This window comes from Nostoc sp. ChiVER01, from assembly GCF_034531155.1.
In the GTDB taxonomy this organism is placed as follows: Bacteria; Cyanobacteriota; Cyanobacteriia; order Cyanobacteriales; family Nostocaceae; genus Nostoc.
This window is the reverse complement of sequence record NZ_JAVRBS010000005.1, coordinates 97,358-123,211: the sequence shown is the minus strand read 5'-3', so window position 1 is coordinate 123,211 and position 25,854 is coordinate 97,358. Positions and strand designations below refer to the sequence as shown.

Here is a 25,854-nt window from a genome sequence, read left to right as displayed (position 1 = left end):
AACGCTGTGTTGGATAGTTGGATTTAAACAAACATGGAAGCAGCACTTTTATTAGCAAAACTGCCTGAAGCATACCAAATCTTTGATCCTTTGGTGGACGTTCTCCCAGTCATCCCCGTATTCTTCTTGTTGCTTGCTTTCGTTTGGCAAGCAGCGGTGGGATTTAGGTAAGTTAACCTATTTTTCAATTTATAGAACAGGTACTATACCTGTTCTATTTTTTTGTCTCACTCTATTTGATAAAGTTAATGTTTATTAATATTTTGTAATGATTTAATATAATTAATAAGATATGAATCAAGCCATGTCAATATGAAGCCTTGAAAGCCAAGCTTAGAGTCAAGGAGGAATCAGTTATGGGTAATATCAAATTCGTTAAAGAGAATAAAGAAGTAGTGGCGGCAGATGGTGCCAATCTCCGGCTCAAAGCAATGCAAAATAACGTTGATATATATAAATTCATTGGCAAGATGACCAATTGCGGTGGTAGTGGTCAGTGTGGTACTTGCGTTGTCGAGATAGTCGAAGGACTAGAAAATCTTTCCCCCCGTACAGACGTAGAAAACCGCAAATTCAAAAAAAAGCCGGAAAATTACCGCCTTGCCTGTCAAACTTTGGTGAATGGCTCAGTCAGTGTAGTCACAAAGCCTTAAGTTGTTAAATGTGTCATTGCTTCAATTTGTATTCAGTCAGGAGTCAAAATACTTACCAAAATTGAGTTTCCTGATTTTGAATTTGGAATTGGTATAACTGTGTCGTCGATGATGCTATCCTAAATGTTGTTGACTGGAAATTTAAGAGAGGTTTTCTTGCCATGCAAGTTAATGACCTGGGGTTCGTAGCGAGCATTTTGTTCGTACTTGTTCCCTCTGTGTTTTTACTAATTCTGTACATTCAAACTGCTAGCCGCGAAGGTGGAAAAGATAGTTAAGAGTTTGTGTATCAAATAAAAACCCCTATACTACTCGTGCAGGGGTTTTTATTTATCAACCACTAACTCTATTTTGCTTTTAAGCGATCGTCCGCGCCAACAATACCGGACAAGTGGCATTAACTCGAACATAGTCAGACAAGGAAGATCCGATAAGTCGGTCTATATCAACAAAACTCTTAGCGATAGATGGGCGACGATCTGGAGAACCGAGCAATAATAAATCTATATTTAACTGCTCTGCCAACCGACAAATTTCTTCACCAGGTTTGCCACTGCTGATATAACAACGAGATTGAATGCCCTGGTTTTTAGCTTCTGCAACTGCGGCTGCCAAAACTGGATTTTTATCTGAACTAACTTCAGTTATTTCCGATTTCTTCCCGCCTAAATCTGTAGCAACATTTGCCAAAACTAATTCGCCGCCCGGAATATCTCGCAGTAAAAACAGTGCCAATTTCAAACAGTTCTTTGCAGAATCAGAGTTGTCTATTGCCACCATAATGCGCTTAATTCTTTTGACATAAATATCATCTTTTACCAGCAACATGGGGCGAGAAGATAGCTGAAAAACATACTGGCTGACTGAGTTCGATAAAATTGATTGCAGCCGCTTAAGTCCGCGTGAACCCATAATAATCAAGTCAGCGTCGATTTCATCAGCTACTTGGCAAACTACATCTTTCGGATCGCCTTCGCGTAAAATTGAAGAAACCTGGCTAGGATCTAAGTTCAAAGTTTGAATAGCATTAGCTAAAATTTTACCGCCATTTTCCCATTTAGTTGTCATGGTAGCAGCAGTATTTTGTGCCTGAACAACATGCAAAATCGTCACTTTTGCAGATTGAATTGAAGGAATTTCTCTTAGGGTCTTGAGCATTTCTTCTGCATGTCCCAATCCCGATACAGCCAGCAAAATTTTTTCTATCATTTTACGTGATTGTTGTTAAGTTTACTTTAGTTATCGCTGTTATTACTTGCCTCAGGTCAGATTTTTACTGCCTTGCTCAACAACCTAGTTAGTAACTTGGCACAAATAAACTTTCTTTCTTAGTATTTAACACTCAAACAAATGACAAAGTACAAAAAGCTCAACAAATATTTAAGTTCATTTGCACCTATTTACTTAAGATGATCAACTAGACTGCAATTATTAAGCATAGTCTCAATTTAGCTTGGATAACTTAATCAATTATGATGCTAGTTATCATTTTTTATCTATATTCACTTTTTTTAATTAGAAGTTAGTTAAGTATTGCAAAGAAATGCCAAAATAACTCTTCAAAAAGATTTATTTGCTGTAAGCCGATACGCTTGGGTTAAGAGAATTTATTTGTTGAGGTCTATAAAGACCTCTAAGAATGTTTTACTATGTAAAATCGTCCCTCTCCGAGTCGGCTACGGTGTACACACAAGTACTATCTGAAAGGGTTTCAGGCGTTATAGACCCCTTAAATTGTCATTACGAGCGCAGTGATAACGGAGCGAAGTAATCACATAATCCGGTAAGTTAAAGCGATTGCTTGTCTACAACACGCTCTTGCGTTCGTCGTTCCTCCTTGCTGCGGACAGGTTTTGTGAGCGATCGCACAATCCTATTGCTAGAGGACGAAACCAAGTGTCAGGTGGAATTTTACGACTTGTGTGTACACCGTAGCTCCGAGTCGGAGAGGTAGAGGCTTGAACTTTAGTTGGACTCAGGGAGGGTTTATCGAACTTCCGTTAACTTAGATGCGCTCCTGGTTGTCCGTTTTGGACTACAAATGAAGCTAGGGTTTTTATAGAGGCATTCAAATCAATGATGCTTGATACAACACGGTAATCGCTTTGCCAGCGTTGTGGGGTAAGCTTGCAGCGCACGTATCCCCGGAAAGCACCATCAAAAAACTTAGTATGGAGATTATTGGGTAGGGAAGCTTGAACTGGAGCGATGAATGAGGCAGGAAAGTCAGAGGTAATTGAGGTTCCTACGAACTCAGTGCCTACCGTCGGTGAGTTTGGGTTATTAAAATCAAGCTTCAGATCATGTACCCAACTAGAATGGATGTCTCCGGTAATCACCACTGGATTAGAAGGTTGGCGCTGGTTTAGAAAGCTCAAGAGTCGATTACGTGCAGCCACGTAGCCGTCCCACTGATCCACATTAAATACACCTGCACCCGGATTGCTATTAAAATTGTACTGGCCAAGCATGGTCTGTTGAGCAATCACATTCCAGCGCGATCGCGACTGATCTAACCCTTTTCGTAACCACTGCTCTTGTTCTGAGCCAGTCATGGTAGCATTTGTATCAAAAGCTTCAGGACAGCGAGGCTTAAGTCCGTCATTACAAGGTTGGTTAGTGCGGTACTGCCTCGTATCTAGGACATTAAACTCAGCTAAATTACCGAAAGTCAAGCGCCGATAAAGTAGCGCGTCTGGCCCGTTTGGCAATGAAAACCGACGTAGAGGCATGTGTTCATAATAAGCTTGATACGCGTTAGCTCGCCGTTTTTTAAAAGCTTCTTGGGTTTGGTTATCTTCGGGGATTAAGTTAGCGTAGTTGTTATCAACTTCATGATCATCCCAAGTGACAATCCAGGGAAAAGCAGCATGAGCCGCTTGGAGATTCAAATCAGTTTTGTATAGAGCGTGGCGGCCTCGGTAGTCTTCAAGAGTAATGATTTCTGGACTATTATGCTGGCGGGGCCCACCAGGTTGTGGCCCGTATTCGTAAATATAATCACCTAGATGAACCACAAGGTCGAGGTTTTCCTCAGCTAAATGCCGATAAGCCGTATAGTAGCCATTTTGCCAGTCTTGACAGGAGACAAAAGCAAAGTTCAGTTGTGAGATAGAGCCATAAAATGCTGGTGCTGTGCGAGTCCGTCCAATGGGGCTAACTTCCTTACCTGCTTCAAATTGATACCAGTACCAACGATCAGGGTCTAGTCCACGGACATCAACGTGAACTGAGTGGGCTAACTCTGGTGTTGCCAGCACTGTTCCTCGCCGCACAATCTGCCTCATGTTTTCATCAAGGGCAACTTGCCACCGCACTGGTACATTTACAAGTGGCATTCCACCTCCAGAAAGTGGATTTGGAGCCAGTCGTGTCCAGATAACAACACCATCCGGCAAAGGATCGCCAGAAGCAACACCAAGACTGAACGGATAGCCAGAAAACCTTGAGTTAGCCAATACCGGATGCCATTGGCTAGCGATTGTTAACCCGCTTAAGAATCCTGCACCCAGCAAAAAACTCCGCCTTCTGCAACGATTTGCTAGCAAGTGCATACCATCCATAAGTTCCATATTCACCCCTATCTAGATGTAAATACAGTTGGCATTTAGGAGGGTCACTTATGAAAACCACAAACAGTAGCTTGATTTGACTTGTCTCCTAATTGCTGATCAACCAAACAAAAGGAGCCTAACAACCCAAAATCAAGCAGTAATTAAGATTTTGTTAAGTTTAAAATTGGATTGGGGCATTACGAATAAGGGATTTATACCCCAACCAAAACAGAACTGTAGGACTACCTGCACTCTTATCAAACCCTTTTCTAATTACGAATTACGAATTACGAATTACGAATTATTTAAAACCTGCCATTTCCTTGAACAATGTGCTTAACGGTAGTCAAGGTTTCCAGGCTGATAAATCCCCGACGATGACCTTTTTGGTTAGACATGCCAAGAAACACTGAATCTCCCCGCGAGGGGTTGCGGGAAAAACGCGGGGAAGTGTTGATGTAAGTAGAAGCACTGTTAACTCCTAAAGCAAACTGCCGACTTTCTTGGTAAGATTCAGTAACGATAGAGTCGGCATGACCACTACTGTGTTCATTAATCCAGGCGATCGCAACTTCTAAACTATCCACCAATTTAAAAGCTACTGTCCTAGTTAAATAAGGGTTTCCCCATTCGCTCTCCTTCACTAACTGCAACTGGGGAAAGGCTTTTACTAGTTCTGCATCCCCTTTAATTTCAAAGCCTTTTTCCTTCAAGCTGTTCCACAGAACGGCTAAAGACGATGGTAAGGTTTGGCGATGAATGAGTACTTTTTCAATGGCATTAACTTGGTCTGGTTCGCTCTGATGGCTATTAAGAATCATCAAGCGCACCATTTCTAAACTGCTATTTAGCGACCAGTAAAGATAACAGTTACCCATCGCTGACTTTAAGACTGGGCAAGTTGACTGTCGTACTACCTGCTGTACCAAACTAGAACGTCCGTAGGGAATCACTAGATTCACGTACTGGTCTTGGGTGACTAAATCCCGAATTGAAGTACCGTGTTCTGCTGTGATCAATTCTAGACAGCCAGGAACTAGACCAACCTGAGCGATCGCACTTTGCAATACCTCAGCGATGACCGCGTTGGAATGGCTAGCTTCAGTACTGCCTTTGAGAATGATACTATTGCCAGTTTTGATACAAAAACCTGCTGCGATCGCTCCTAAATCTGGAAACGCCTCATAAATAAATCCAATTACTCCCAAGGGCATTAACTGGGTATAACTCTGGGAATCTTCCAGTTGATAATCAGCAGTTCTGACGCGCCGCAGTGGATCTGATAATTCCCCCAACCGTTGCAAAATGTCCACAGTCATCTCTAACCTTGTGGGAGTCAGCTTTAGCCAGTCTAGTATCAACTCAGGCACTGCCATTTCCCGACTGGCTTCTAAATCCAAGGTATTGGCTTCTAGAATATCGTCAAATGAGCGCTCGAGGGCTTGTGCCATCGCCAGTACTGCACGACTCCGGTCTGCTCCCTTTGTGATCCCCAACTTTAGGGAAGCATGATAGGCGCGTTGGGCACTAGTAATTGGTTCGGGGTAATCATCCAAAACTTCAACAGTCATTGAGTTAACGTCTGTAGGTAAGCCAGACCATTAGCGCTGGCAGAATAGCCAATAGCACCGCCACCATTGCCCAAGCAACAATGCTGGAACTATTTGCCAATCGTAGTGCTAATGGCAGCCATATAATCACTAGCACGAAAATAATGCCAAGTGCTATAGGCAGATAGCTTTCTCCCAAGCGCGGATGGACAACATGCCAACTATTTCCCATCCAACGCCAAGCCCGTTTGTAGGGATAGGTGGTAGAAAGCTGTTCTAGGACATGACCATTATCTTCTACTACAAAGATTTGCTGACAGCGATCGCAACCAAATGCTTCTGTCAGCGTAATCGGAATTAACTGACCCCGGCGACGACAGGGACAGGGGTATTCCGTATTGAAGTCTATTTTTTCGGGTTTTTGAGATTGCACAAGCGTTCTAGTAACTTGAGCGTGTTTTACACGAACTGTGAGAATTATGATTTCTTGGTAAATGCCTGATAAGGCTTCTCTTGTTATGAAAATAAACAGGCGACTCAAACATTGCCATCATTGCAAACAGTAGATACAGCAGACTCTAAATATCCTAATTACCATATCAGTACGAGGTTCTCTGTTTGTAATCTTTCCCCATAGCTGGCAATCTTATCTAAAAATTTCCCTCTCTTCATTTGTCGTTTTAAAGATAATGTGTTTGCATTTTTGAGCATTTATTGTAAGGACACACAAAGATTGTAGCCAAGCTAATCTATATCTACACCAGTCTAAAGCTGGGTTTTATATTTCTTAGCAAGTGGGTGTTTCTTTTTGTGGGCGATATGCAAATTGAGACAGTAGACAATTTGTTTGCTCGATTTGCCCACATTGGGAGTGATTCACAGAGTGTAGTGTGAATCGCCCAAGACTTCAACAGTTATCAGTTATCAGTTAATTTGCCTGTTGGGAGTCAGAGTCCCCCACAAATATAAGTGGTGTGCTTTAGTCGGGATCAAATCTCCGACTACTTCCAATGATTAACTGTTTACTGATTTAATGCACCTTAAAAACACTAAACCTCTTGTAGTTTTTAACTTCAAGAGGTTTTAGTTGGAAGCGGGTAACGCGATTCGAACGCGCGACATTCACCTTGGCAAGGTGACGCTCTACCACTGAGCTATACCCGCAATCAATTGCCATATACTAATATCTCAGATTTATTCTTAATTGTCAACCCCTTAATTTAGTTATTTGGTCATTCATTGTAGAGACGCGATTAATCACGTCTCTACAATGAATGGTCATTGGTGAATAACAAAGGACAAATGACTAATGACTCATTTAGCCGAGTTCTTCTGACTCCGCAGTTAAATTGCCGATGCTGGCACTTTGAAAAGAGGCTGGTAAAGACTGGTTATTACGAGAATATGGCTCTGCCAGGTTAGAACGCAGTTGCCGCATCAGGCTTGCCATTTCTAGGGCATTCAGGGCATAATCCCAGCCATGATTACCTTTGATGCCTGCCCGTTCTAAGGCTTGCTGCATAGTGTCTACTGTCAAAATGCCAAAAATTACTGGCACTCCAGTTTGAAAGCTGGCGGCAGCAATGCCTTTAGAAACTTCGGCGGATACATAATCAAAATGGGGTGTTTGTCCTCGAATGACTGCACCTAGACAAATTACAGCATCATAACGATGGGAAAGTGCTAGTTGGCGAGCTACTAAAGGTACCTCAAAACTTCCCGGAACCCAAACATAGTCTACCTGATTACCTTGGGGGTTAGGATCTACACCGTGGCGTTTCAAGCAATCTTGACATCCCTCTAGCAGCTTTCCGGTAACTAGGTCATTAAATCGACCAATCACCACTGCAAAACGCAAAGGCTCCGTTTGGGTAAAAGTTCCCTCGAAAACTGCCATGACTGCCTCTTAATCAACTATAGTTCTGGCCAATATACATTTCTTATTTAAATGTAGAGGAGCAGTAAAGCACGGTTAAAAAAAGGAAATCGGAAAAAATTTTTCCTTTTCTCCTTTGGTATTTGACCTTAGCTTTTCTGCCCCTCTAGTTCTTATATTATGTGCCTGCGCCAGAGTGAAGCCGTCGCCTACACGACAAAAAAGTTTAACAAACCGACTAAAAATACCAAAGCAATCCAAGCGGCGGAACCAACCCAGAGCAGTTTTTTAGATTCAACCCAATTTTGGGGAGTAGCATAAGCTACGGGAACGCCAACAACCAGGACAAAAGACAATAGAACTAGGCTTATCAAAGCGAATTGGAATATTATGGTCATTTTTGCTTCTCCCAATACAGCGAAATAGTGATATGTCTTACACTAACAGTAAGGTGTACAGTGTGGGCAACGAGGGTTACTCCTGCTATTGCATAGGACATTTCCAGGAGCTTCTGGCCAGAAGCTTTGGTTTTATGTACCTGTGATCCCCCACGGTCAAAAATTTGATTTTTTCTTCCTTTCGTACCCCACAAATTTTACGACACAGGATGAATTGCTTATGACTTTTGCACTGATGTGTCAACCAATGGTAAATTTCCATTCTTTGAAAGGATGCCTACTTGTTTCCCGTTGTCCAACGTTTCACGTAGGTTTCCTAGAGGGCAGTAAGCGAGGTGTATCAATGACCGTGGTGGCGAGTAACTCTTAAATCATACAACGCCGCGATCGCGTATTTCAGAATATTCGACAATTAGGGCGCTGACTATGAGGGTTAAAAGGTGAAGCTCCTGTCCATTTTAGCTAAAGGGCAACACTGATACTTTTTTCTTATTTCTCAGTTACCAAAAATTACAATATTTTAGTCGTTTGTCCTTTGTCTAAGCACCAATGACCAATGGCTCTCAATACTATGGATTTAATTCTTTGCCACACAACAGCAGATTTTGACGCACTAGGGGCTGCGGTAGGGTTAACGCGCGTGTTACCAGGAAGTAAAATTGTTCTAAGTGGCGGTTCTCACCCTCCTGTAAGGGATTTTTTAGCATTGCATCGGGATGAATATCCCTTAATTGAACGCCGTTCGGTGAATCCAGAAAAAATTCGTTCTCTGACTGTGGTGGATACGCAACAGCGCGATCGCTTAGGGAAAGCTGCTGAGTGGTTAGATTTACCCCATATTGGAGAAATTATAATTTATGACCATCACTTAGGACAAGAGTCAGATATTCCAGCTACCGAATCATATATTTCCTCAGTAGGAGCAACCACAACTTTAATCGTTGAGCAATTGCAACAACAGGAAATTTCCCTAACTCCTGCCGAAGCAACTGTGATGGCTTTGGGTATCCACGTTGACACTGGCTCTTTGACTTATGATCAGTCCACACCACGAGATGCCCTAGCTTTGGCTTGGTTGATGCAACAAGGTGCGAGTTTATCGGTAATTTCCACCTACCGTGACCCTGGTTTATCTGTGCAATTGCAGCAATTATTAACTGAATCGCTGGAAAACTTAGAATATTTTTGTCTACATGGATATACGGTTGCTTGGGTAACTCTAAGAACTAAAAATTTTGTGCCTGGATTATCGAGTTTGGCATCAGAACTTGTGGAATTAACCGAAATTGACGCCTTATTGTTGGCTAATGAGTATCCTTTAGGTGAAGAGGATTCACGCTTAACTGTAATTGGGCGATCGCACATTCCTAAAACGAATCTTAATGTATTATTTCAACTTCTAGGTGGCGGTGGTCATTCACAAGCCGCATCGCTAAATCTAAGAGGAGTTGATTCAGAGGCAATATTAAAACAACTCCTTGACGGCGTAAAAGCACAAATTCCCCATCCCCTCACCGCTAGGGACTTGATGTCCTCTCCTGTTCGCACGATTCTACCTGAAACCACAATTGCCGAAGCCCAGCGTATTTTATTACGCTATGGACACTCTGGTTTATCTGTAGTTGATGCCCAAGGACAACTAGTAGGTATTATTTCACGCCGGGATCTTGATGTTGCGCTGCACCACGGATTTAGTCATGCGCCAGTTAAAGGCTACATGACCACAAATCTTAAAACGATCGCACCAGATACAACACTGCCAGAAATTGAGTCGCTGATGGTGACTTATGATATTGGACGCTTACCAGTATTAGAGAATGAACAGTTAGTTGGTCTGGTCACTCGTACTGATGTGTTACGGGAATTACATCAAGAAAGGGATGAAGACGAAGATGGACAAAAATTCAAAATTCAAAATGACGCTAACGCTACGCTAACAAAATTCAAAATTCCTCTCAGCACTGAGTTGCAAAATCGCCTTGTACCGCAATTGTGGAAATTACTCACTACAGCATCGCAAGAGGCAGAAAAACGGGGTTGGCATCTTTATCTTGTCGGGGGTGCGGTGCGGGATTTACTGCTAGCTGAAGCAACATCAGGCACTTTGATGATTAAAGATATTGATCTTGTGGTTGATGGCTTTCACAAATCAGCAGATGTTGGTGCTGGTGTGGAATTAGCAAAGGCACTCCAACAACTTTACCCTGCGGCTCGTTTAGAAATCCACGGGGCTTTTCAAACTGCGGCTTTGTTGTGGCATAAAGACCCAGAATTAGATTCTCTATGGGTAGATATTGCCACCGCTAGAACAGAATTTTATCCTTATCCGGCGGCTAATCCTGAAGTTGAGGCGAGTTCTATTCGTCAAGACTTGTATCGTCGAGATTTTAGCATCAATGCCCTTGCTTTGCGCCTTACTACTCCCCGTGCTGGTGAATTACTCGATTTCTTTGGCGGATTACTAGATTTACAAGCCAAGAAAATCCGGGTTTTACACCCCAACAGCTTTATTGAAGACCCCACCCGGATTTATCGTGGCGTGCGCTTTGCTGTGCGCTTCGGATTTCAAATTGAACCGCAAACTGAAGAGTTTATCCGCTATGCCATCAACAGTGGCGTTTACGATCGCACTGCTCAAGAGAATAGCAAAACTCCAGCCCTACAAACTCGCCTGAAAACAGAATTAAAGCACATCCTAGAAGCTCCCTACTGGAAATCGGCTTTACAATTACTCGATAATTTAGGGGCATTGCAATGTATTCATCCTACCCTGAAGCTAGACGCAGAATTGCTGCGACAACTACGTTTGCTAGAACGCTGCTTGCGGCGATTTGATGCTGAACAAACCCTCATCCATTGGGAAATGCGCTTAGAAGCGTTAATCGCTCATCTAGCACCAGAATATCGGGCGAAAGTAGCAAAGAATTTGCAACTGCAAGAGGATACTATTAAACGCTTGCAAAACTTGGCTTCTGCCCAAACTGAGGTGATGGAATCTTTGCCTAAGTGTCAAAGTCCCAGTCAAGTAGTGCAGTTGTTGCGACAGTACGATTTACCAATGCTGATTTTAATTGCTTTGCAAAGTCCGCGATCGCTTAGACATCAGATTTGGGAATATTTAACTGTTTTGGCTAATGTGCAGCCACTATTGAATGGCAATGATTTAAAGAAACTTGATTACAAACCAGGGCCGCAGTATCGGCAAATATTAGATGATGTAGTTGCTGCTACCTTAGATGGAGTGATTAAAGATAGAACGGAAGCTGAGGAGTTTTTAGCGCAACACTATCCTAAATGAATTAGCTCTGGTCTAAATTGTATCTGGATCGATATTTAACTCCCGTAGTTTTGCTGCTAAACGTTCAGCTTTTTGTTCGGCTTGTTCAGCTTTTTGTTCGGCTTGTTCAGCTTTTTGTTCGGCTTGTTCAGCTTTTTGTTCAGCTTGTTCAGCTTTTTGTTGTATCTGATCTGCCGTTTCTTCCGGTGTTGGTACTAATTGCCCATCTCGTGTAAAAAACCGCAATAAACCTTCATAAACTCCCAAGTTTAACCCTAGCTGATGACTCCACAAATATCCTTGTTCACTTGCTTGTAGAGGTTGATATTCTCCATCTACTAAATGAAATCCCGCAAATTCTTGTGTGTAAGGGTCGAACCAAAAATAATCGGGTGTGCGGAAGGTATCTTGATAAATCTTTTTCTTTAAATCTTTGTCAGTATTTGCTGTTGAGTCAGACAAAATTTCCAGAATTACATTCGGATATTTGCCATCTTCTTCCCAGACTACCCAACTTTTACGGGTTTTACGTTCACATCCCAGCACTACAAAAAAGTCTGGCCCCCGGAAGTGTTCTGATTTGCGTTGGCGTGGACTATAGTAAATAGTCAGATTTCCCGCCGCGTAGAAATCATTTCTATCTCGCCACAACCATTTTAGGCATTTGAGTAAGAGCATGATTTGCTCTAGATGAAGTTCGCTTTCCAAGGGAGGCTCATCACTATATAAATCACCAGGGGGAAATATAACATCTTGACAGATGCCTTTTTGATCATCTAATTCTTGAGCTATGGTCATAGAATGGATACGGCATCAAGTAGTTATGGATTTATTTTAGCAGTGTTGTAGTTAGCGATCGCTTAGTTATAGGTGCAGGACATCTAATCAAGATCCCTCCTGTAACTCTTGCCTTTGCGTTCTCTGTTCCTCTGCGGTGAAAAATTTTTATTAACCACAAAGGCACAGAGAAGAAAAAAGCGATCATTACCCTTCCGAAATACCTTCATGCTAGACTGTAGTCAATATCAAACCTCATCACAATTCCAACGAGATAGCACAAATGAAGTAGTACGAAGCACCTGTTGCGCCCAAGCAACAAATGTCAACAAAGAATAAACGCAACTAGTTTGACAGGGTTACTTCACATAGTCATGTACTAAAAATATTTTCATCACTCGTATCTACATTAAACCGCTTGACAAGTGTCTGCGGCTAAGTTCGCTTTGTGTCTAATCTACCCGTAATTGTTGTGAACAAGCGGGTGGAAGTTTGCGAATTGAGGTTTGAGAATAATGCAGAAAAAATCAATATTATTAGCTGAGAATTTAGCCTACGAACTCAGCTTAGACAGAACTTTGTTTCAAAAAGTTCAGGTGAGTATCGAAGCAGGCGATCGCATTGCTTTAATCGGTCGCAACGGTATAGGGAAATCAACCCTACTCAAGATAATTGCAGGTCAAATTAGCCCCAATGCAGGCTCAGTTTGGCGTAATGGTATTGTCTATTATTTGCCACAAATCAGCACTATCAGACAAAAAATAACAGCAGATACAGTACTTAGTTTTTTGATTTCCACGTCTGATGAATGGTGGAAGATTGAGGATATTTTGCAAATACAATTTGATACAAATATTGATTTGTATCTACCAATTACTAACTTGAGTGGAGGAGAACTCACAAAACTATTTCTAGCGATCGGTTTAGCTCAAGCACCAAATTTGCTGTTGCTAGATGAGCCAACCAACCACATGGATTTGCAAGCGTTAGAAAGTTTAAGGCAATTTCTCTTGAATTTTAATGGTGCGTATGTAATTGTCTCACATAAACCTTTTTTCCTAGACCAAGTTACATCTGTAACTTGGGAACTTACACTTGTTGGAATAAAGGTATATGGAGGCAATTTTTCTCAGTATCGAGAACAGAAAGAAATCGAGTTAGAAGCAGCGTTGCGATCGCACGAAGTCGCCAGAAAGGAACTCAAACGTACCCAAGCCACAGCTATGCAAGAACAGCAACGTGCAGCCCAATCTAGCCGCAACGGTCGCGCCAAGTTTCTTAATGGCAGTATTGATAAAATGGCAGCAGGGCTGATGAAAACCAAAGCTGAGGTGTCTACTGGAACTGCGAAAAAGAAACATGAAGCAGCAGTAGCAAAGGCTAATCAAAAGGTTGCAGAGACGAAGGTCAAAACTACGAAAATAACTAGTATTCAGTTAGAAGAAAAAAAATCAAAAGCGCCGAAATCTAATTAATATCCAGGGTGCAAATCTTAGGGTATCAGAACGTCTATTGATTCAAAATATTCAATTACATGTATCATCTGGCGATCGCATAGCCATTATCGGTGCAAACGGTTCTGGTAAATCGAGTCTGGTAAAAGCAATTTTGGGGATGGAAAACCAAACCACAGTTTTGGACTCAGGTGAGGTTTTGCTTGCACCAGCGATAAAAGCTGTATATCTCGATCAAACCTACGAATTGGTAAATCGACGATACACACTTTTGGAAAATATGCAAGCTGCCAATCCTGATCTCAGCTATCAGCTTTTGCGTCAACAACTAGGACACTTTCTGTTTAAATATGATGACGTTCACAAAAGCGCCTCTGTATTGAGTGGGGGTGAATTGGCAAGATTAGCAATCGCTATGATCAGTATCTCAGAAATCGATTTGCTGATTCTCGATGAGCCAACTAATAACCTGGATATTGAAACTGTTGAACAAATGGTAGTAAGTATTAATGACTATCAAGGCGCACTTTGGGTAATTTCCCACGATCTAGACTTCCTTAGCCGAACTAACATTACTCAAAGTTTTAAGTTGAGAGAACAAGCCTTGCAAATGACAACCTATTTACCCAATACACCAGAGCAATATTATTGGGAATTACTCGAAATCTCTGACCCAAGATCGTTGTAGCTCTCGCTTAAATGTCCGTAAACTTTGCAAATTCTATTCACTAAGGCTGAAAGTCGCCCATCCTGCCACGTAAATTTCTAACTCTACAACAGAAGCCGTAAAGCATACGGGCAAGTTATAATTCTCTTGCGGTGCAACGTAACAAAAATTTATGAGTAACCCCCTTGTGCAAGCCTTTTTCGTAGGCAGAGCAGTAGCTGAAGTAGTTAATGAGCGTTTAGAGGTCGCCTTGACCGATGCTTTGAGCGATCTGGGCAAATTTGATGCAGAAGCTAGAGAGCATCTGCGCCAGTTTACAGACGAAGTTCTAGAGCGGGCAAATCGGGCAGCAGAAGCTGCTAATGGTGGCCAAAGTACTACAGGTACTGGACAAGGCAGTTCTGATTCTGGTGACTTACAAGCAGATATTGATGAATTACGAGCAGAAATTGCCCTGTTACGAACAGAATTGCAACATTATCGTAGAACTTCGGCATAAATTTTAGTCATTAGTCATTGGTCATTAGTCACTTGTACAGAGCTTTGCCGTTAGCGCAGCCTCTCCAAGAGTTGTATTGGTCAAAAATTATTATGTACAAATGACAAATGACAAAGGACATTAAAAAAAAGTTTAGGAATCAGGTGTCTTTTCTTTCAAGGAATTCGGTTGCAAACCAACGGTAAACAAAGTATATGGAACAAGGTTATTCAGATAAATCATACCGTTGGAATCGGGAACAATACTCTAGCAGACGGCGTTTTGTGGACATTTGGTCTTTTGTTTTGACCTTATTGTTCAAACTTTGGCGATACAACAAATCTTGGAGTTATCCGGGTGGTGTGACTGAGGCAAAGCAAGCCGCAAGACGCAAAACCCAAGCGGTATGGATTCGCAATACCCTGCTGGATTTAGGCCCAACCTTCATCAAAGTAGGGCAATTGTTTTCTACCCGTGCTGATATATTCCCTGGTGAATATGTAGAAGAACTAGCCAAGTTACAAGACAAAGTACCGGCATTTAGCTATGAGCAAGTAGAAGCAACCATTGAGAAAGAACTAGGCAAGAAAATTCCTGAACTCTTTCATAATTTTGAACCGATTCCTTTGGCTGCTGCTAGCTTAGGGCAAGTACACAAAGCTGTGCTACATAGTGGGGAATCGGTTGTTGTCAAGGTGCAACGTCCTGGACTAAAGAAGTTATTTGAAATAGATCTACAAATTCTTAAGGGAATTACCCGCTATTTTCAAAACCATCCCGAATGGGGACGGGGACGAGATTGGTTAGGTATTTATGAAGAATGTTGTCGCATTCTTTGGGAAGAAATTGATTATCTCAACGAAGGTCGTAATGCTGATACTTTTCGCCGGAACTTTCGCGGTTACGATTGGGTGAACGTCCCAAAAGTATACTGGCGTTACGCTTCGTCTAGAGTGTTGACTTTAGAATATCTCCCTGGAATTAAAATTAGCCAATACGAAGCTTTAGAAGCAGCAGGTTTAGATCGAAAGGCGATCGCTCGTCAAGGCGCTCAAGCCTATTTACTACAATTACTCAACAGTGGCTTTTTCCATGCCGATCCTCATCCAGGCAATATTGCCATCAGTACAACTGGTGCTTTGATATTCTACGATTTCGGCATGATGGGGCGGATTAAGTCAAATGTCCGTGAAGGACTCATGCAAACACTGTTTGGCATAGCCCAAAAAGATGGCGATCGCGTTGTTCAATCTCTGATCGATTTAGGCGCGATCGCCCCAACCGATGACATGGGCCCAGTCCGGCGTTCCGTCCAGTACATGCTGGATCATTTCATGGATAAGCCCTTTGAAAACCAATCAGTGGCAGCAATTAGTGACGACCTTTACGAAATCGCTTATAATCAGCCATTTAGATTTCCAGCAACCTTCACTTTTGTGATGCGAGCCTTTTCTACCTTAGAAGGGGTAGGCAAAGGTTTAGATCCAGAGTTTAACTTTATGGAAGTTGCCAAACCGTATGCAATGCAGCTTATGACCGATATGAATGGTTCTGAGGGGAATAGCTTTATTAACGAATTAAGTCGTCAAGCAGCTCAGGTAGGTAGTACCGCGTTTGGTCTGCCACGTAGATTAGAGGATACCTTAGAGAAGCTAGAACGGGGAGACATGCGCCTGCGCGTTCGGTCTATCGAAACTGAACGCCTATTGCGCCGACAGAGCAGTATTCAGCTCTCAATAAGCTATGCTCTGTTAATCAGTGCTTTCACCCTTTCAGCTACGATCTTAGTAGTTACCAATTATGTATGGTGGGCACTCGCACCTGGTTTAATTGCAGCAGGGCTTTCAGTGATCCTGATCAGACTACTTTTACGCCTTGACCGTTACGATCGTATGTATTAATTGTTGGTTGGTTGCAAAAATAATTTATGAAACTTAATTTCACGGGTTTTAGCGATCCGGGACTTATTCGTTCTAATAATCAAGATGCTTACTATATCGACCCAGAGGGACGATTTTTCGTTGTCGCCGATGGAATGGGTGGTCATGCCGGAGGTGAAGAAGCAAGCCGCATTGCCACTGGAGAAATTCAGGCGTATTTGCTGGCAAATTGGGAATCTTCTAAATCTTCCCAAGAATTACTAGAGCAAGCTTTGTGGGATGCCAATGAAGCGATTTTGCACGATCAGCAAAATCATCCCGAACGCGCCGACATGGGTACAACGGTTGTAGCGGTAATTTTTCGCGCCCCAGAAACACCCTGGTGCGCTCATGTTGGCGATTCGCGCCTGTATCGCTTCCGAGACTCGCACTTAGAACAAGTCACAGAAGACCACACTTGGGTAGCACGGGCAATCAAAATCGGTGATATCACCTTAGATGAAGCACGATCGCATCCTTTTCGTCATGTATTATCGCGCTGTTTAGGGCGTGAAGACTTGCATCAAATTGATGTACAACCACTAGATGTCAAAGCTGGCGATCGCTTGCTGTTATGTAGTGATGGTCTCACAGAAGAACTTGTCGAACAGAAGATTGCTAGCTGCCTCCAAGACAGCCCTTGGCTTGATAAAGCCGCCATCTCTCTAGTTGAGGCTGCCAAAGACCACGGAGGGCACGATAACATTACAGTTGTCATCGTCTCACTCGACTAAATAGTTATTGGTCATTGGTCAAGAGTTACTTGGACAAGGGACAAAGGACAAATGACAAATCTGGTAGATATACTCAGCAATTTGTTCAGCATGAGCATTTTTACTTTTTACAATTTGATACAAATATTTTTAGCCTCTAAAGTGATTTAAAAGAGGCTAAATTTGCATAAATTGGTAGATTTACATCTTGCACCTAATAAGGTAGAGCAACTATAATTCACGCTTATTACCATCCATTCTCCAACCTCCTGAAAGTCCCAACCCTCCAAAGCTTCTTCCATATTGGGAGGAGACAAAATCTTAGTTTTTCTCAAACAAGGATAACTATGTAGGATTTAGGACAAAATTTGCTTATCTCCTCAAAGGAGATTTATGCAAAGCAAAAAGCAGTCAAGAGGTAGTCATATTTATCCAAGACCAACAGAGAATATTTTCCGGAATATGGCTTGGCTGACTTGGGTAGTATATCACTAGGATTAGGTGCAAGATATCAGAGCAGAAAAGTTCCACACTTTGGATGTGGGCAATGTGTCAAACACTTGTTATCTTTCGTAATACGGAGGAACAAATGTTGGACAGATATCAGTCCAAATATCATCCAATTTGGACTTCTGTAAGCGATATCACCTTTATTCTTTGTTTTTTCGGAGTTAATTATGAACCAACCAACGAAACTTTCCTTAGAACAGCAATTCAGCATCTGCTCATTTGCTACTCAGGTACAAAACATGAGCCACGATCAAGCTAAAGACTTTTTAGTAAAGCTCTATGAGCAAATGGTCGTGCGCGAGGCAACTTATCAAGAGCTTCTTAAGCACCAGTGGGGCTTAGATTCAGGTTCCACTATGGCATAGAGTCGTTCTACTGTCGCAGTGGGCGACCTCCTTCTCTTGCTTGGTTCCAAGGAGGAAAAGAGCTGGGGATGTCGGGGCGTCAACTTCGATAAACAATTTTCTAAACGTTGGACAAAAATTAAATTCCAAAAACTAACAATGAGTAAACTTTTCGACGATACATCTGCTAGAGTCTAAACTTACTTAAATCTTGTAGGAAAAATCTACTTTTGGCTTTAGACAGACTTTCTTTTGGTTCGTCTAATATGAAAATTAACCTGCGTAAATCTACAATCTCCCGGAATATATACACAGAAAGATTGAGAGAGAATTTAAATAGCCGTGATTTGGCAGCTAGTTTTTTCACTCTTTATACATATAACTAGAACTTACATCTTTATACATATTTTGTTTATAAAAGTTTACATTATTCAAGAAACACCCTTTAATTACATATAAGACATGTAACATAAAGAAATTATTCCTAGTTGGAAAGATCGTATGGAGAATCTGTATCAATACTTTCCAGTTTTGCGAGAATTTGAGGCTTAATCTTTTCATACTCACTTTTGAGTAAGCTTTTACTAATTTGCGAGTCGGCAGAAGAGATCAATGTATTGCTCATTGCAAGCCACTCTTGCAAACGTTGGCGCTGGGCGGAAGCGATGCTGGAATGTAAGATATGGGTACAGCGATTTGGTGTTTCTCGTGCAAAGAACAACAGACGATAATAACCTGTGTGCTGTAGTAACCGGGCAATTTCTTGACCAAGACTGGTTTTAAGATCAAGGTAGTAAGGTAACCATTTAGCGCCATGTTTGCGGTTGTAGATGACAGTAATCCATAGCAGCATGGGATGGGGAATAGAGATAAAAAGAAATTGGTTATAGCGGGTACAGAGTAAGCGCTTTTGAATTTCCTCTTGCGGTAGCATCACCCACAGAGCGGGTAAAAGCTCCCCATTGTTATTAATGGACTGGGGAAAAACAATATCGGCAAGTGGTTTATTTTGGGGCCAGGAAATAGCACGAGCGATTTCATCGTTTGCTGAGGATATCCGCGAATCACCTTTTGTCTTTTGTTCAAACTCATTGCTTACTTTAGTGGCAGGAACTAGCGCCTGGATGTCTTGCTTAATTTTGCGTGTATGCTCAGGCTGTTCTAGAGATGCTAAAACCTTAAGGATTTCAGTGATATTTTGGGGGCGATCGCGTGGTACTTTAGCTAGACAACTCATCACCAAATTTTCGATTTCTTTTGGTAATTCTAATCCGGGCGCAACCTCAGCAAAAGAACGTGGTTTTTGATAGTGATGTATTTTATACCACGCTCCAAAAGAGTGAGTTGATGGCGCCAGTGGCATTTTGCCTGTGAGCATCTCAAACATCATGACGCCCAAACTATAAATATCAGAACGATTGTCTAATTCTTTACCCTCCATCTGTTCGGGAGAAGAATAAGCCAATGTCCCCAAATAGAATTTTGTATGGTCGCCATCTGACTGTAATAATTTAGCAATACCAAAATCTAAAACCTTGACCAATTCTCCAAAACTGGGATCTTGAATTACCAGCATATTGCTTGGCTTAATATCGCGGTGGATAATTGGGTAAATATGACCCTCAACTGGGATGCCATCATGAGCGCACTGTAACCCCAGGCTGAGTTGACGCACCATACTCAAAAATCTTGGTAAAGGCAATCGTTGCTTGCGAATAATATTGTTCAGGCTTTGTCCTTGTAGGTATTCCATGACGTAGAACGGGGTATTATTGTCATCTACGCCATAGTCCATGACTCGGACAATGTGAATGCTTTTTTGCCCTAGTAAAGCACAGGTTTTTGCTTCTCGCTCAAAGCGGTCTTGCAATTGCATCTTTTCATTTTGGATTGATAGCGCTAGAAACTTAACCGCAACAGGTACACCTCCTAACAAAGTATCTTTAGCACGATAAACCCGACCCATTGCTCCAGTACCGATTAACTCCTGGAGTTGGTAGCGTTTGCTGAGTAAGCGACCAATGTTGGGGTCTGACATAGAGAATTTGAATCCAAAAGCAGGTTGTAAGTGTTTAGAAGGAAAAGTACATTCAAACTGATATTTGATTATTGTGCCTATAAATCACTTTCTAGGCTGATACCGCAAGGCAGAAGTCAAAAGGAGCCATTGCGCCCTTGCAGTGCCGACTTATAGCCCTACGGGGAAGTAAGCTACGCTCTTAGCGTTATGGCTCTCAAAAGTCAAAGAAATTGTATTCTGAGCTTCTTGCGCCATTTGAAATGGTGAACCAGCGCTGCGGGAGGGTTTCCAACGCCAGATGCTCCACTTGGGGAGACCCCAAGACCGCACTGGCTCCTCCACAGGCGACTGGTGTTAGCGTAGCGGTAGCGACGTAGGAGCGTCACCCGAAGGGTATATTTATTTCCGCGCTTGCTGTACTAGCTTTTTTCAGTCCTCTTTTAGAGATTGAAAGCATGATCTAGCCGTTTGCAACCGAGGCAGTTCTTACAACTGGTGCAACATGTAAGATCAAACAAGCAGAAAGGGTAGATTTATAATGAGGCTTTGTACCATTTTGCACTTTCATTGTGGTGTAATTTTAGTTTGCCCAATTTTGACTAAATAGATAACTCTAGGATCTACCAAAAAATTTAATTAGGTAGTACTACAATCACCATAGAGTTCTAAGAACTCAGTAATGAGTGTGGAGTTTTGAATATCAATAACGTCTTCAGGGACGACATGAAGTCGTGCTGGGCAGCTTTCATAAGCTCCAAACCCTCATGCCTTATAAATAATGCTCTAGCTTATTACGATTTATGACTGTTGTTTTAACGTGAATTCGACGGCTCATATAGTGTCAACCTAATTAGCCTTGCTCAAAAGACCTCTAATAAGTTTTACTACCCAAAATCGTCCCTATCCCAGTGGGAGAGGGAGGACTTAAACTAAAATTCAAGGGCAGGAGAGGTTCGTCAGACTCAGGTTATTTTAGTGAGCAGTAGTCTACAACAACTAAAGTTTTGCTTAATTTAGTAGTTTCCTCCTACCTCCAGCAAGGCTGTACTCTGCGTTTATTTTATAAGTAGGAATAATTAAACATACTTATTACCTTACCAGGTTTTTGACCTTCAAGCTGATTCTGACTACACAAAGATGGATTATTTATTTAAACAAATATGATAATACTAATTGCTAGTTTTTCGTTCTCTCTGTATGTTATAAGAAATGTCAAAAACTGATTTATTACCCATTACATAGTATTGAATTCGGCGTTCGATAATATTGTTTAATCGGGAAATAAAATCATAAAAGAAGTACGGATTTTTACCCATTTCTGTTAATGCTTTTAACCATTTCCCTTCCTTGAGAGGCTCTACAACTTGAAGGTAAGCTATATGTTTTTTATAGACTGAATTATTATAAGACATAGCACGCATTAAAGCTGGATTGTTTTTCACAACTTCTTGTTGCATGAAAGAATTACTAGCGTTCAAATATTGATTTAGACGTGACAATTGGCTTTTATGTACAAGAGATCCGGGGCGTGAGCGGTAGTAATAATAGGGTTTTGGCTCAAGGAAAAAGCGAGCACCTTTGATTAAGCATTTCATATCAATCCAAAAATCTTGACCCATCCTGATGGCATCATCGTACTCAATGCCGTGCTTAACCATAAATTCTCGTTTGAATAGAGGCTTGCTGATCCCAAGATGCAATCCTGGTTGTCCATAGACATCAGTTTCTACAAAATAGACGATATCAATTTGGAAAATTTTATCTATACTTTCTTCACTTTCTTGAATCAATGTACTCCAAGGAGATGTTTCGCCATCTTTGATTAAATAAAGATCGTCAGCAATCATATCTGCATTTTTTTCGTTTGCCAGTGAAACAAGCTTTTCCAATCTTTCAGGAGCATACCAATCATCTGAATCAAGCACAGCAATCCATTCTCCTTGGGCTGCTCTAAGGGCACGATTACGCGCAGCAGCAGCCCCAAGGTTTTGTTGATTAACTATTACTTTGAGACGTGGGTCAGTAAAACTTTTAGCGACTTCTACAGTTTTATCAGTTGAAGCATCATCGACTATGATAACTTCAATATCTGTGAGCGTTTGCTCTAAAACTGACTCTATTGCTTTCGCAAGATAAGCTTCAGTATTGTAAGCAGGGATAATTACAGAGACTTTAGGATTCATGAAACTGGACTCCAGACTACACGGTTCGGTAAAAATACTAAAAGTCTAAAGATAATTTGATAATTTCTTATTTAGTATACAACTCAGTAGGTCAGTGAGAATAAATGATGACTCGTTGAGGTCTAGCATGAGATATTAGGCTTTGAAGAAGCAGAAGCAGCAATAGATTAGCATTGTTTGAGCGGCAGGCTTCCAGCCTAGACAGACAACAGCGCTACTTTAGGTTGACTGACGCTCTAGGCTAGCTTCCATTGTGTTAGTTAAAAAATGACCAGCCAAAATGCCACTACTGAGGTAATATCTATCTTCCGAAATTCGGTGCAGGGTTTCAAAGCCACTACGACGCTGACGATCGCCTATTACCCAATAACGCTGCACAATAGTATCTAAACCAATCCAGCCTTCACCTTCAATCTGCCCCAAAGTATTATGTTGAAGTAAAAAAGTATACTGACGCTCTCCCTCATGCAGCCGCCCTTTATATTGCAGAGAGATTTCTGAGCGCTCGCTACCAGGAAATATCAGTTTTGTAGCCATAGTAAACCAGTTATCTCGATTCCAAGCTACCAAGGTCATACCCTTGACACTGATTGGCATACCATTACGTTCCAACCAATTTCCTTGCATTGTCCAGCGTCCTGGTTCCAATAAAAAAGTATGAGCCACCTTCTATATTCCCTATTCCCTGTCTTGATCGAGTGCCGCCAAGACTACAGTTATAGCAGTGCTAAGTTGCGTTAGCGATAGCAGGGTATTGAGCCAGTGCAGAATGAAGAAATTTTTGATCTTGTTTATTGTTCCTGTCTCAGCACTTAGTACTGACTTTGGTGAATTTCTCCCAAAAGCACTTCTTGAGGTGCCCCAGTCGCAGTAGGCAGGTTGCCAGGAATACCCAAAAGTCGCCAGTAGGCTAAAACTGCAAAGGCGATCGCTTCTTTAAAATCTGCACTTAAACCAACTTCATCTGTAGTCAAGACTGGTATTGATGGCAACAACAACTCTAATCGACGTTTCAAATAGAGATTGCGACTACCACCGCCACATAATAGTACCCTTTGTGGCATTTCTGGCAAAAAAGTACGGTAACTATGAACAATTGAAGCAGCTGTAAGTTCCGTGAGAGTTGCTAGTAAATCGGCAGCACTGAGTTGATATGCTTGGGCATCTTCTAAACACTGATGCAAGTAAGCTACACCAAATAACTCTCGACCAGTGGATTTAGGCGGGGGCAGATGAAAATAGTCTTGATTGAGCCATTGTTCTACCAATGGATCGCAAGGAGTACCACTTGCTGCCCAATTGCCATCTTCATCGTAAGTTTTAGCACCAGCGCTTAAATGCTCCACTGCTAGATCCAACAGACTATTTCCTGGGCCAGTATCCCAAGCGCGAATTTTTGAGAGCCAGTCGCCATGCCGAGGTGGAATATAAGCAACATTACCAATACCACCAATATTTTGAATACAACGCCCTTCTTCAGGATGGCTGAGTAAATAGGCATCTACTCTGGGCACGAGAGGCGCACCATGACCACCAATAGCGATATCAGCAACGCGAAAGTTGCTCACCGTTGTAATGCCCGTAATATGAGTGATTAATTCACCGCGCCCTAATTGGAGACTGTAACCTAGTGGGGAGTGGGCAGAGACGTGATTAATCGCGTCTGTACTAGAGAGTGGGGAGTGGGGAGTAGTTTTGTTTCTGATTCCCCTATCCGCAGGTGGTCGGTGATAAACTGTTTGACCGTGGGAGCCAATGAGAGTAGCTGGCTGATGACTAATTTGAATATTTTGGGCGGCTTGGGCGAAGACTTGGGCGATCGCATCATCTATTTCTGCTAATTCTGCCATTGAGATGGCAACACCAGCACCAACTGCCAAGATTCTTTCTCTGAGTTCGGCTGAATAAGGATATGTTGCCCCGGCTAGCAACTCAATTTTAAGATCCAATTCTGTACCAGATATCTCAACCAACGCAGCGTCTATACCATCTACGGATGTGCCACTAATTAAACCGATAACGCGAGTAGAGACAGCAGCTTCTTCAGTTGGATGCATTGATCAAGACTGTTTTGTTGCAAGACGTAGTTTAATTCATCTTACTACCCATGTCAAAAAAACTCAGGTGGCATAGTTGACTAGAGAAACACAAATGGTTAGGGAAGGGTTGAGAAGCAGGCTACAGCTACCCGTCAAAGAAAATGCTATTTCTTTGAACCAGAAAGAAGAATTAAATTTATTACTTTAAATAAAAACCAAGATAATCTTGAGCGTAAGGTTGAAAAACTATTCAGCCAAGGGATATGCACAGGTTTTCAATAAATTGGTATAGCACAACGCCTCATGCCTTCTTTATCTAGAACCCTAAAAAGATGAACTGCCTGCAAATCACAAAATCGCACTTTTTATAAATAAAGTTTGTTTATAATTTACCACTGATAACTTTGCGCTTTCTACATAAAGTGATAAACATCATAGCAAATAATCACAGTGATTACACTTTTAAATCAGTAATATATGTTACATTGCCTGTCTAAATATAATCAAATAGAAAAAGTAGTAATCCCTCTGATGTTGGAATCTAGAAGCACATCGCACAATGGGCATGAACACGAAAGATTTTAAAACGAGAAAGATTTGTAAAATGAAAAGTCTTTTAATTAAGTCCGCGATCGCTTCTGGTGTTGTTTTGTCTTTGGCTACTGTTACCCGCCCTGTAATGGCTGCGTCTTTTTCCATATCAATAGAAGAGGCAGGCAAACAAGCTGCAAATTACTCAAATCTTCTTAATTATAATGTACAAAATTTTGATGCTTCAACACTAGCAACAGGTTACAGTGCAACAGGCTTTGAATGGACTAATGTTGGTAGCTATACGAATACTTTAATCGTGGATAAAGACCAATATGGTGGTGCTGATGGAACAGGCAAATATTTTGACGTAGATACGAACAGATCGGGTGGTCAGCAAACGGTTTCTACCTTAAATTTAACAACCGCACAAAGTTACTTTGGACTTTGGTGGTCTGCGGGAGACGCTAATAACGTACTTGAATTTTATTCAAAAGGTAATCTTGTAGAAAGAATTACCACTGCTGATGTGGTTAGTTATATCGCAAAGCTACCAAATAAAACCAGCTACTACGGTAATCCTAATTCAGCATTCAAAAATCAAAATTCTGGAGAACCCTATGCGTTCATCAACTTCTATGATGTTGCCGGAACTTTTGACCAGGTTAAATTCACCAATATTGGCGGAACTGGTTTTGAATCAGACAATCACACAGTCGCCACTGGCTACAAGAGTATCACAGGTAATGTCATTACAGCAGTTCCTGAGTCTTCTTCTGTATTAGGAGTTTTTGTGATTGGTTTTGTGGGTGCTGCTTCAGTTATGACTCGTCGAGTCAAGAAAAAGTCAGTTTTAGAATTGTCATAAGTCTAGCGGCTTGCAAATAAGACAATTTATGGTTCACATTAAG

Annotated in this window: 23 protein-coding genes and 1 tRNA gene; 12 read left to right on the top strand and 12 right to left on the bottom strand. The window is 41.7% G+C overall.

Annotation, left to right across the window (positions count from 1 at the left end; genetic code table 11):
• The first annotated feature begins 33 nt into the window (after positions 1-33).
• The 3 genes from RMY00_RS09085 to psbM all read left to right on the top strand — a co-directional run bounded on the left by RMY00_RS09085 (position 34) and on the right by psbM (position 931).
• Positions 34-171 carry a photosystem II reaction center protein K gene (locus tag RMY00_RS09085; RefSeq protein ID WP_006195022.1) on the top strand — a complete coding sequence of 46 codons (138 nt, stop codon included), beginning with the start codon at positions 34-36 and terminating at the stop codon, positions 169-171.
• Between the two features lie 185 nt (positions 172-356).
• Positions 357-653 (top strand): 2Fe-2S iron-sulfur cluster-binding protein, encoded by a 297-nt coding sequence (locus tag RMY00_RS09080; protein WP_322647216.1) that lies wholly within the window; start codon positions 357-359, stop codon positions 651-653.
• A gap of 161 nt (positions 654-814) precedes the next feature.
• The gene (gene psbM, locus RMY00_RS09075; protein ID WP_096540882.1) at positions 815-931 is read left to right on the top strand and encodes a photosystem II reaction center protein PsbM; all 117 of its coding nucleotides are present in this window, start codon (positions 815-817) and stop codon (positions 929-931) included.
• Between the two features lie 79 nt (positions 932-1,010).
• On the opposite strand, the gene RMY00_RS09070 is transcribed toward psbM, so the two are convergent.
• A complete protein-coding gene (locus RMY00_RS09070; protein ID WP_322647215.1) occupies positions 1,011-1,862 on the bottom strand; it encodes a universal stress protein in 852 nt (283 codons plus the stop codon).
• 592 nt (positions 1,863-2,454) lie between these two features.
• Here RMY00_RS09070 and RMY00_RS09065 point away from each other — a divergent pair.
• The gene (locus tag RMY00_RS09065) at positions 2,455-2,607 is read left to right on the top strand and encodes a hypothetical protein (protein WP_322647214.1); all 153 of its coding nucleotides are present in this window, start codon (positions 2,455-2,457) and stop codon (positions 2,605-2,607) included.
• A 46-nt stretch (positions 2,608-2,653) separates the two neighbouring features.
• Here the strand turns inward: RMY00_RS09065 and RMY00_RS09060 are convergent, their stop codons facing one another.
• From RMY00_RS09060 to psbZ, 6 genes are all read right to left on the bottom strand, one after another.
• On the bottom strand, positions 2,654-4,225 hold the full coding sequence (locus RMY00_RS09060) for an alkaline phosphatase (protein ID WP_322647213.1): 1,572 nt from the start codon (positions 4,223-4,225) through the stop codon (positions 2,654-2,656).
• A 287-nt stretch (positions 4,226-4,512) separates the two neighbouring features.
• Positions 4,513-5,778 carry a glutamate-5-semialdehyde dehydrogenase gene (locus tag RMY00_RS09055; protein WP_322647212.1) on the bottom strand — a complete coding sequence of 422 codons (1,266 nt, stop codon included), beginning with the start codon at positions 5,776-5,778 and terminating at the stop codon, positions 4,513-4,515.
• A 4-nt stretch (positions 5,779-5,782) separates the two neighbouring features.
• Positions 5,783-6,190, bottom strand: a complete 408-nt coding sequence (locus tag RMY00_RS09050) for a hypothetical protein (RefSeq protein ID WP_100901502.1) — start codon at positions 6,188-6,190, stop codon at positions 5,783-5,785.
• A gap of 659 nt (positions 6,191-6,849) precedes the next feature.
• Positions 6,850-6,921 (bottom strand) — tRNA-Gly (locus tag RMY00_RS09045).
• Between the two features lie 154 nt (positions 6,922-7,075).
• The gene (gene ribH, locus RMY00_RS09040) at positions 7,076-7,654 is read right to left on the bottom strand and encodes a 6,7-dimethyl-8-ribityllumazine synthase (RefSeq protein WP_251959137.1); all 579 of its coding nucleotides are present in this window, start codon (positions 7,652-7,654) and stop codon (positions 7,076-7,078) included.
• A 188-nt stretch (positions 7,655-7,842) separates the two neighbouring features.
• Positions 7,843-8,031: a photosystem II reaction center protein PsbZ gene (gene psbZ / locus RMY00_RS09035; RefSeq protein ID WP_109008404.1), complete on the bottom strand. Its 189-nt coding sequence runs from the start codon at positions 8,029-8,031 to the stop codon at positions 7,843-7,845.
• Between the two features lie 571 nt (positions 8,032-8,602).
• On the opposite strand from psbZ, the gene RMY00_RS09030 reads away from it, so the two are divergent.
• Positions 8,603-11,329 (top strand): CBS domain-containing protein, encoded by a 2,727-nt coding sequence (locus RMY00_RS09030; RefSeq protein WP_322647383.1) that lies wholly within the window; start codon positions 8,603-8,605, stop codon positions 11,327-11,329.
• 12 nt (positions 11,330-11,341) lie between these two features.
• On the opposite strand, the gene RMY00_RS09025 is transcribed toward RMY00_RS09030, so the two are convergent.
• Entirely contained in the window at positions 11,342-12,106 is a 765-nt protein-coding gene (locus RMY00_RS09025) for a Uma2 family endonuclease (protein WP_322647211.1), read from the bottom strand.
• A 494-nt stretch (positions 12,107-12,600) separates the two neighbouring features.
• On the opposite strand from RMY00_RS09025, the gene RMY00_RS09020 reads away from it, so the two are divergent.
• From RMY00_RS09020 to RMY00_RS08995, 6 genes are all read left to right on the top strand, one after another.
• On the top strand, positions 12,601-13,560 hold the full coding sequence (locus RMY00_RS09020) for an ATP-binding cassette domain-containing protein (RefSeq protein ID WP_322647210.1): 960 nt from the start codon (positions 12,601-12,603) through the stop codon (positions 13,558-13,560).
• A gap of 37 nt (positions 13,561-13,597) precedes the next feature.
• Positions 13,598-14,227, top strand: a complete 630-nt coding sequence (locus tag RMY00_RS09015) for an ATP-binding cassette domain-containing protein (RefSeq protein ID WP_322647209.1) — start codon at positions 13,598-13,600, stop codon at positions 14,225-14,227.
• Between the two features lie 151 nt (positions 14,228-14,378).
• Positions 14,379-14,705: a DUF6825 family protein gene (locus RMY00_RS09010; RefSeq protein WP_322647208.1), complete on the top strand. Its 327-nt coding sequence runs from the start codon at positions 14,379-14,381 to the stop codon at positions 14,703-14,705.
• A 194-nt stretch (positions 14,706-14,899) separates the two neighbouring features.
• Positions 14,900-16,585, top strand: a complete 1,686-nt coding sequence (locus tag RMY00_RS09005) for an AarF/ABC1/UbiB kinase family protein (protein ID WP_322647207.1) — start codon at positions 14,900-14,902, stop codon at positions 16,583-16,585.
• A gap of 26 nt (positions 16,586-16,611) precedes the next feature.
• Positions 16,612-17,337: a Stp1/IreP family PP2C-type Ser/Thr phosphatase gene (locus RMY00_RS09000; protein WP_322647206.1), complete on the top strand. Its 726-nt coding sequence runs from the start codon at positions 16,612-16,614 to the stop codon at positions 17,335-17,337.
• Between the two features lie 656 nt (positions 17,338-17,993).
• Positions 17,994-18,191 (top strand): NblA/ycf18 family protein, encoded by a 198-nt coding sequence (locus RMY00_RS08995; RefSeq protein ID WP_190732564.1) that lies wholly within the window; start codon positions 17,994-17,996, stop codon positions 18,189-18,191.
• Positions 18,192-18,654: 463 nt separating this feature from the next.
• Here the strand turns inward: RMY00_RS08995 and RMY00_RS08990 are convergent, their stop codons facing one another.
• From RMY00_RS08990 to RMY00_RS08975, 4 genes are all read right to left on the bottom strand, one after another.
• Positions 18,655-20,208: a serine/threonine-protein kinase gene (locus tag RMY00_RS08990; RefSeq protein ID WP_322647205.1), complete on the bottom strand. Its 1,554-nt coding sequence runs from the start codon at positions 20,206-20,208 to the stop codon at positions 18,655-18,657.
• Between the two features lie 1,151 nt (positions 20,209-21,359).
• Complete coding sequence (locus RMY00_RS08985) at positions 21,360-22,373, bottom strand: glycosyltransferase family 2 protein (RefSeq protein ID WP_322647204.1); 1,014 nt, start codon at positions 22,371-22,373, stop codon at positions 21,360-21,362.
• A gap of 219 nt (positions 22,374-22,592) precedes the next feature.
• A complete protein-coding gene (locus RMY00_RS08980) occupies positions 22,593-23,039 on the bottom strand; it encodes a hypothetical protein (protein ID WP_322647203.1) in 447 nt (148 codons plus the stop codon).
• A 146-nt stretch (positions 23,040-23,185) separates the two neighbouring features.
• Positions 23,186-24,430, bottom strand: coding sequence for an anhydro-N-acetylmuramic acid kinase (locus RMY00_RS08975; protein WP_322647202.1), 1,245 nt, complete (start codon positions 24,428-24,430; stop codon positions 23,186-23,188).
• Between the two features lie 586 nt (positions 24,431-25,016).
• On the opposite strand from RMY00_RS08975, the gene RMY00_RS08970 reads away from it, so the two are divergent.
• Positions 25,017-25,811: a hypothetical protein gene (locus RMY00_RS08970; protein WP_322647201.1), complete on the top strand. Its 795-nt coding sequence runs from the start codon at positions 25,017-25,019 to the stop codon at positions 25,809-25,811.
• Positions 25,812-25,854: the final 43 nt, after the last annotated feature.

Excerpts from the sequence above, each read along its gene's own strand:
- RMY00_RS09010 (WP_322647208.1), top strand. The coding sequence starts at position 14,379 with ATGAGTAACCCCCTTGTGCAAGCCTTTTTCGTAGGCAGAGCAGTAGCT.
- RMY00_RS09055 (WP_322647212.1), bottom strand. The coding sequence starts at position 5,778 with ATGACTGTTGAAGTTTTGGATGATTACCCCGAACCAATTACTAGTGCC.
- RMY00_RS09070 (WP_322647215.1), bottom strand. The coding sequence starts at position 1,862 with ATGATAGAAAAAATTTTGCTGGCTGTATCGGGATTGGGACATGCAGAA.
- psbM (WP_096540882.1), top strand. The coding sequence starts at position 815 with ATGCAAGTTAATGACCTGGGGTTCGTAGCGAGCATTTTGTTCGTACTT.
- RMY00_RS09000 (WP_322647206.1), top strand. The coding sequence starts at position 16,612 with ATGAAACTTAATTTCACGGGTTTTAGCGATCCGGGACTTATTCGTTCT.
- RMY00_RS09025 (WP_322647211.1), bottom strand. The coding sequence starts at position 12,106 with ATGACCATAGCTCAAGAATTAGATGATCAAAAAGGCATCTGTCAAGAT.
- RMY00_RS08985 (WP_322647204.1), bottom strand. The coding sequence starts at position 22,373 with ATGAATCCTAAAGTCTCTGTAATTATCCCTGCTTACAATACTGAAGCT.
- RMY00_RS09030 (WP_322647383.1), top strand. The coding sequence starts at position 8,603 with ATGGATTTAATTCTTTGCCACACAACAGCAGATTTTGACGCACTAGGG.
- psbZ (WP_109008404.1), bottom strand. The coding sequence starts at position 8,031 with ATGACCATAATATTCCAATTCGCTTTGATAAGCCTAGTTCTATTGTCT.
- RMY00_RS08990 (WP_322647205.1), bottom strand. The coding sequence starts at position 20,208 with ATGTCAGACCCCAACATTGGTCGCTTACTCAGCAAACGCTACCAACTC.
- RMY00_RS09080 (WP_322647216.1), top strand. The coding sequence starts at position 357 with ATGGGTAATATCAAATTCGTTAAAGAGAATAAAGAAGTAGTGGCGGCA.
- RMY00_RS08995 (WP_190732564.1), top strand. The coding sequence starts at position 17,994 with ATGAACCAACCAACGAAACTTTCCTTAGAACAGCAATTCAGCATCTGC.
- RMY00_RS09085 (WP_006195022.1), top strand. The coding sequence starts at position 34 with ATGGAAGCAGCACTTTTATTAGCAAAACTGCCTGAAGCATACCAAATC.
- RMY00_RS08970 (WP_322647201.1), top strand. The coding sequence starts at position 25,017 with ATGAAAAGTCTTTTAATTAAGTCCGCGATCGCTTCTGGTGTTGTTTTG.
- RMY00_RS09060 (WP_322647213.1), bottom strand. The coding sequence starts at position 4,225 with ATGGAACTTATGGATGGTATGCACTTGCTAGCAAATCGTTGCAGAAGG.
- RMY00_RS09020 (WP_322647210.1), top strand. The coding sequence starts at position 12,601 with ATGCAGAAAAAATCAATATTATTAGCTGAGAATTTAGCCTACGAACTC.
- RMY00_RS08975 (WP_322647202.1), bottom strand. The coding sequence starts at position 24,430 with ATGCATCCAACTGAAGAAGCTGCTGTCTCTACTCGCGTTATCGGTTTA.
- ribH (WP_251959137.1), bottom strand. The coding sequence starts at position 7,654 with ATGGCAGTTTTCGAGGGAACTTTTACCCAAACGGAGCCTTTGCGTTTT.
- RMY00_RS09005 (WP_322647207.1), top strand. The coding sequence starts at position 14,900 with ATGGAACAAGGTTATTCAGATAAATCATACCGTTGGAATCGGGAACAA.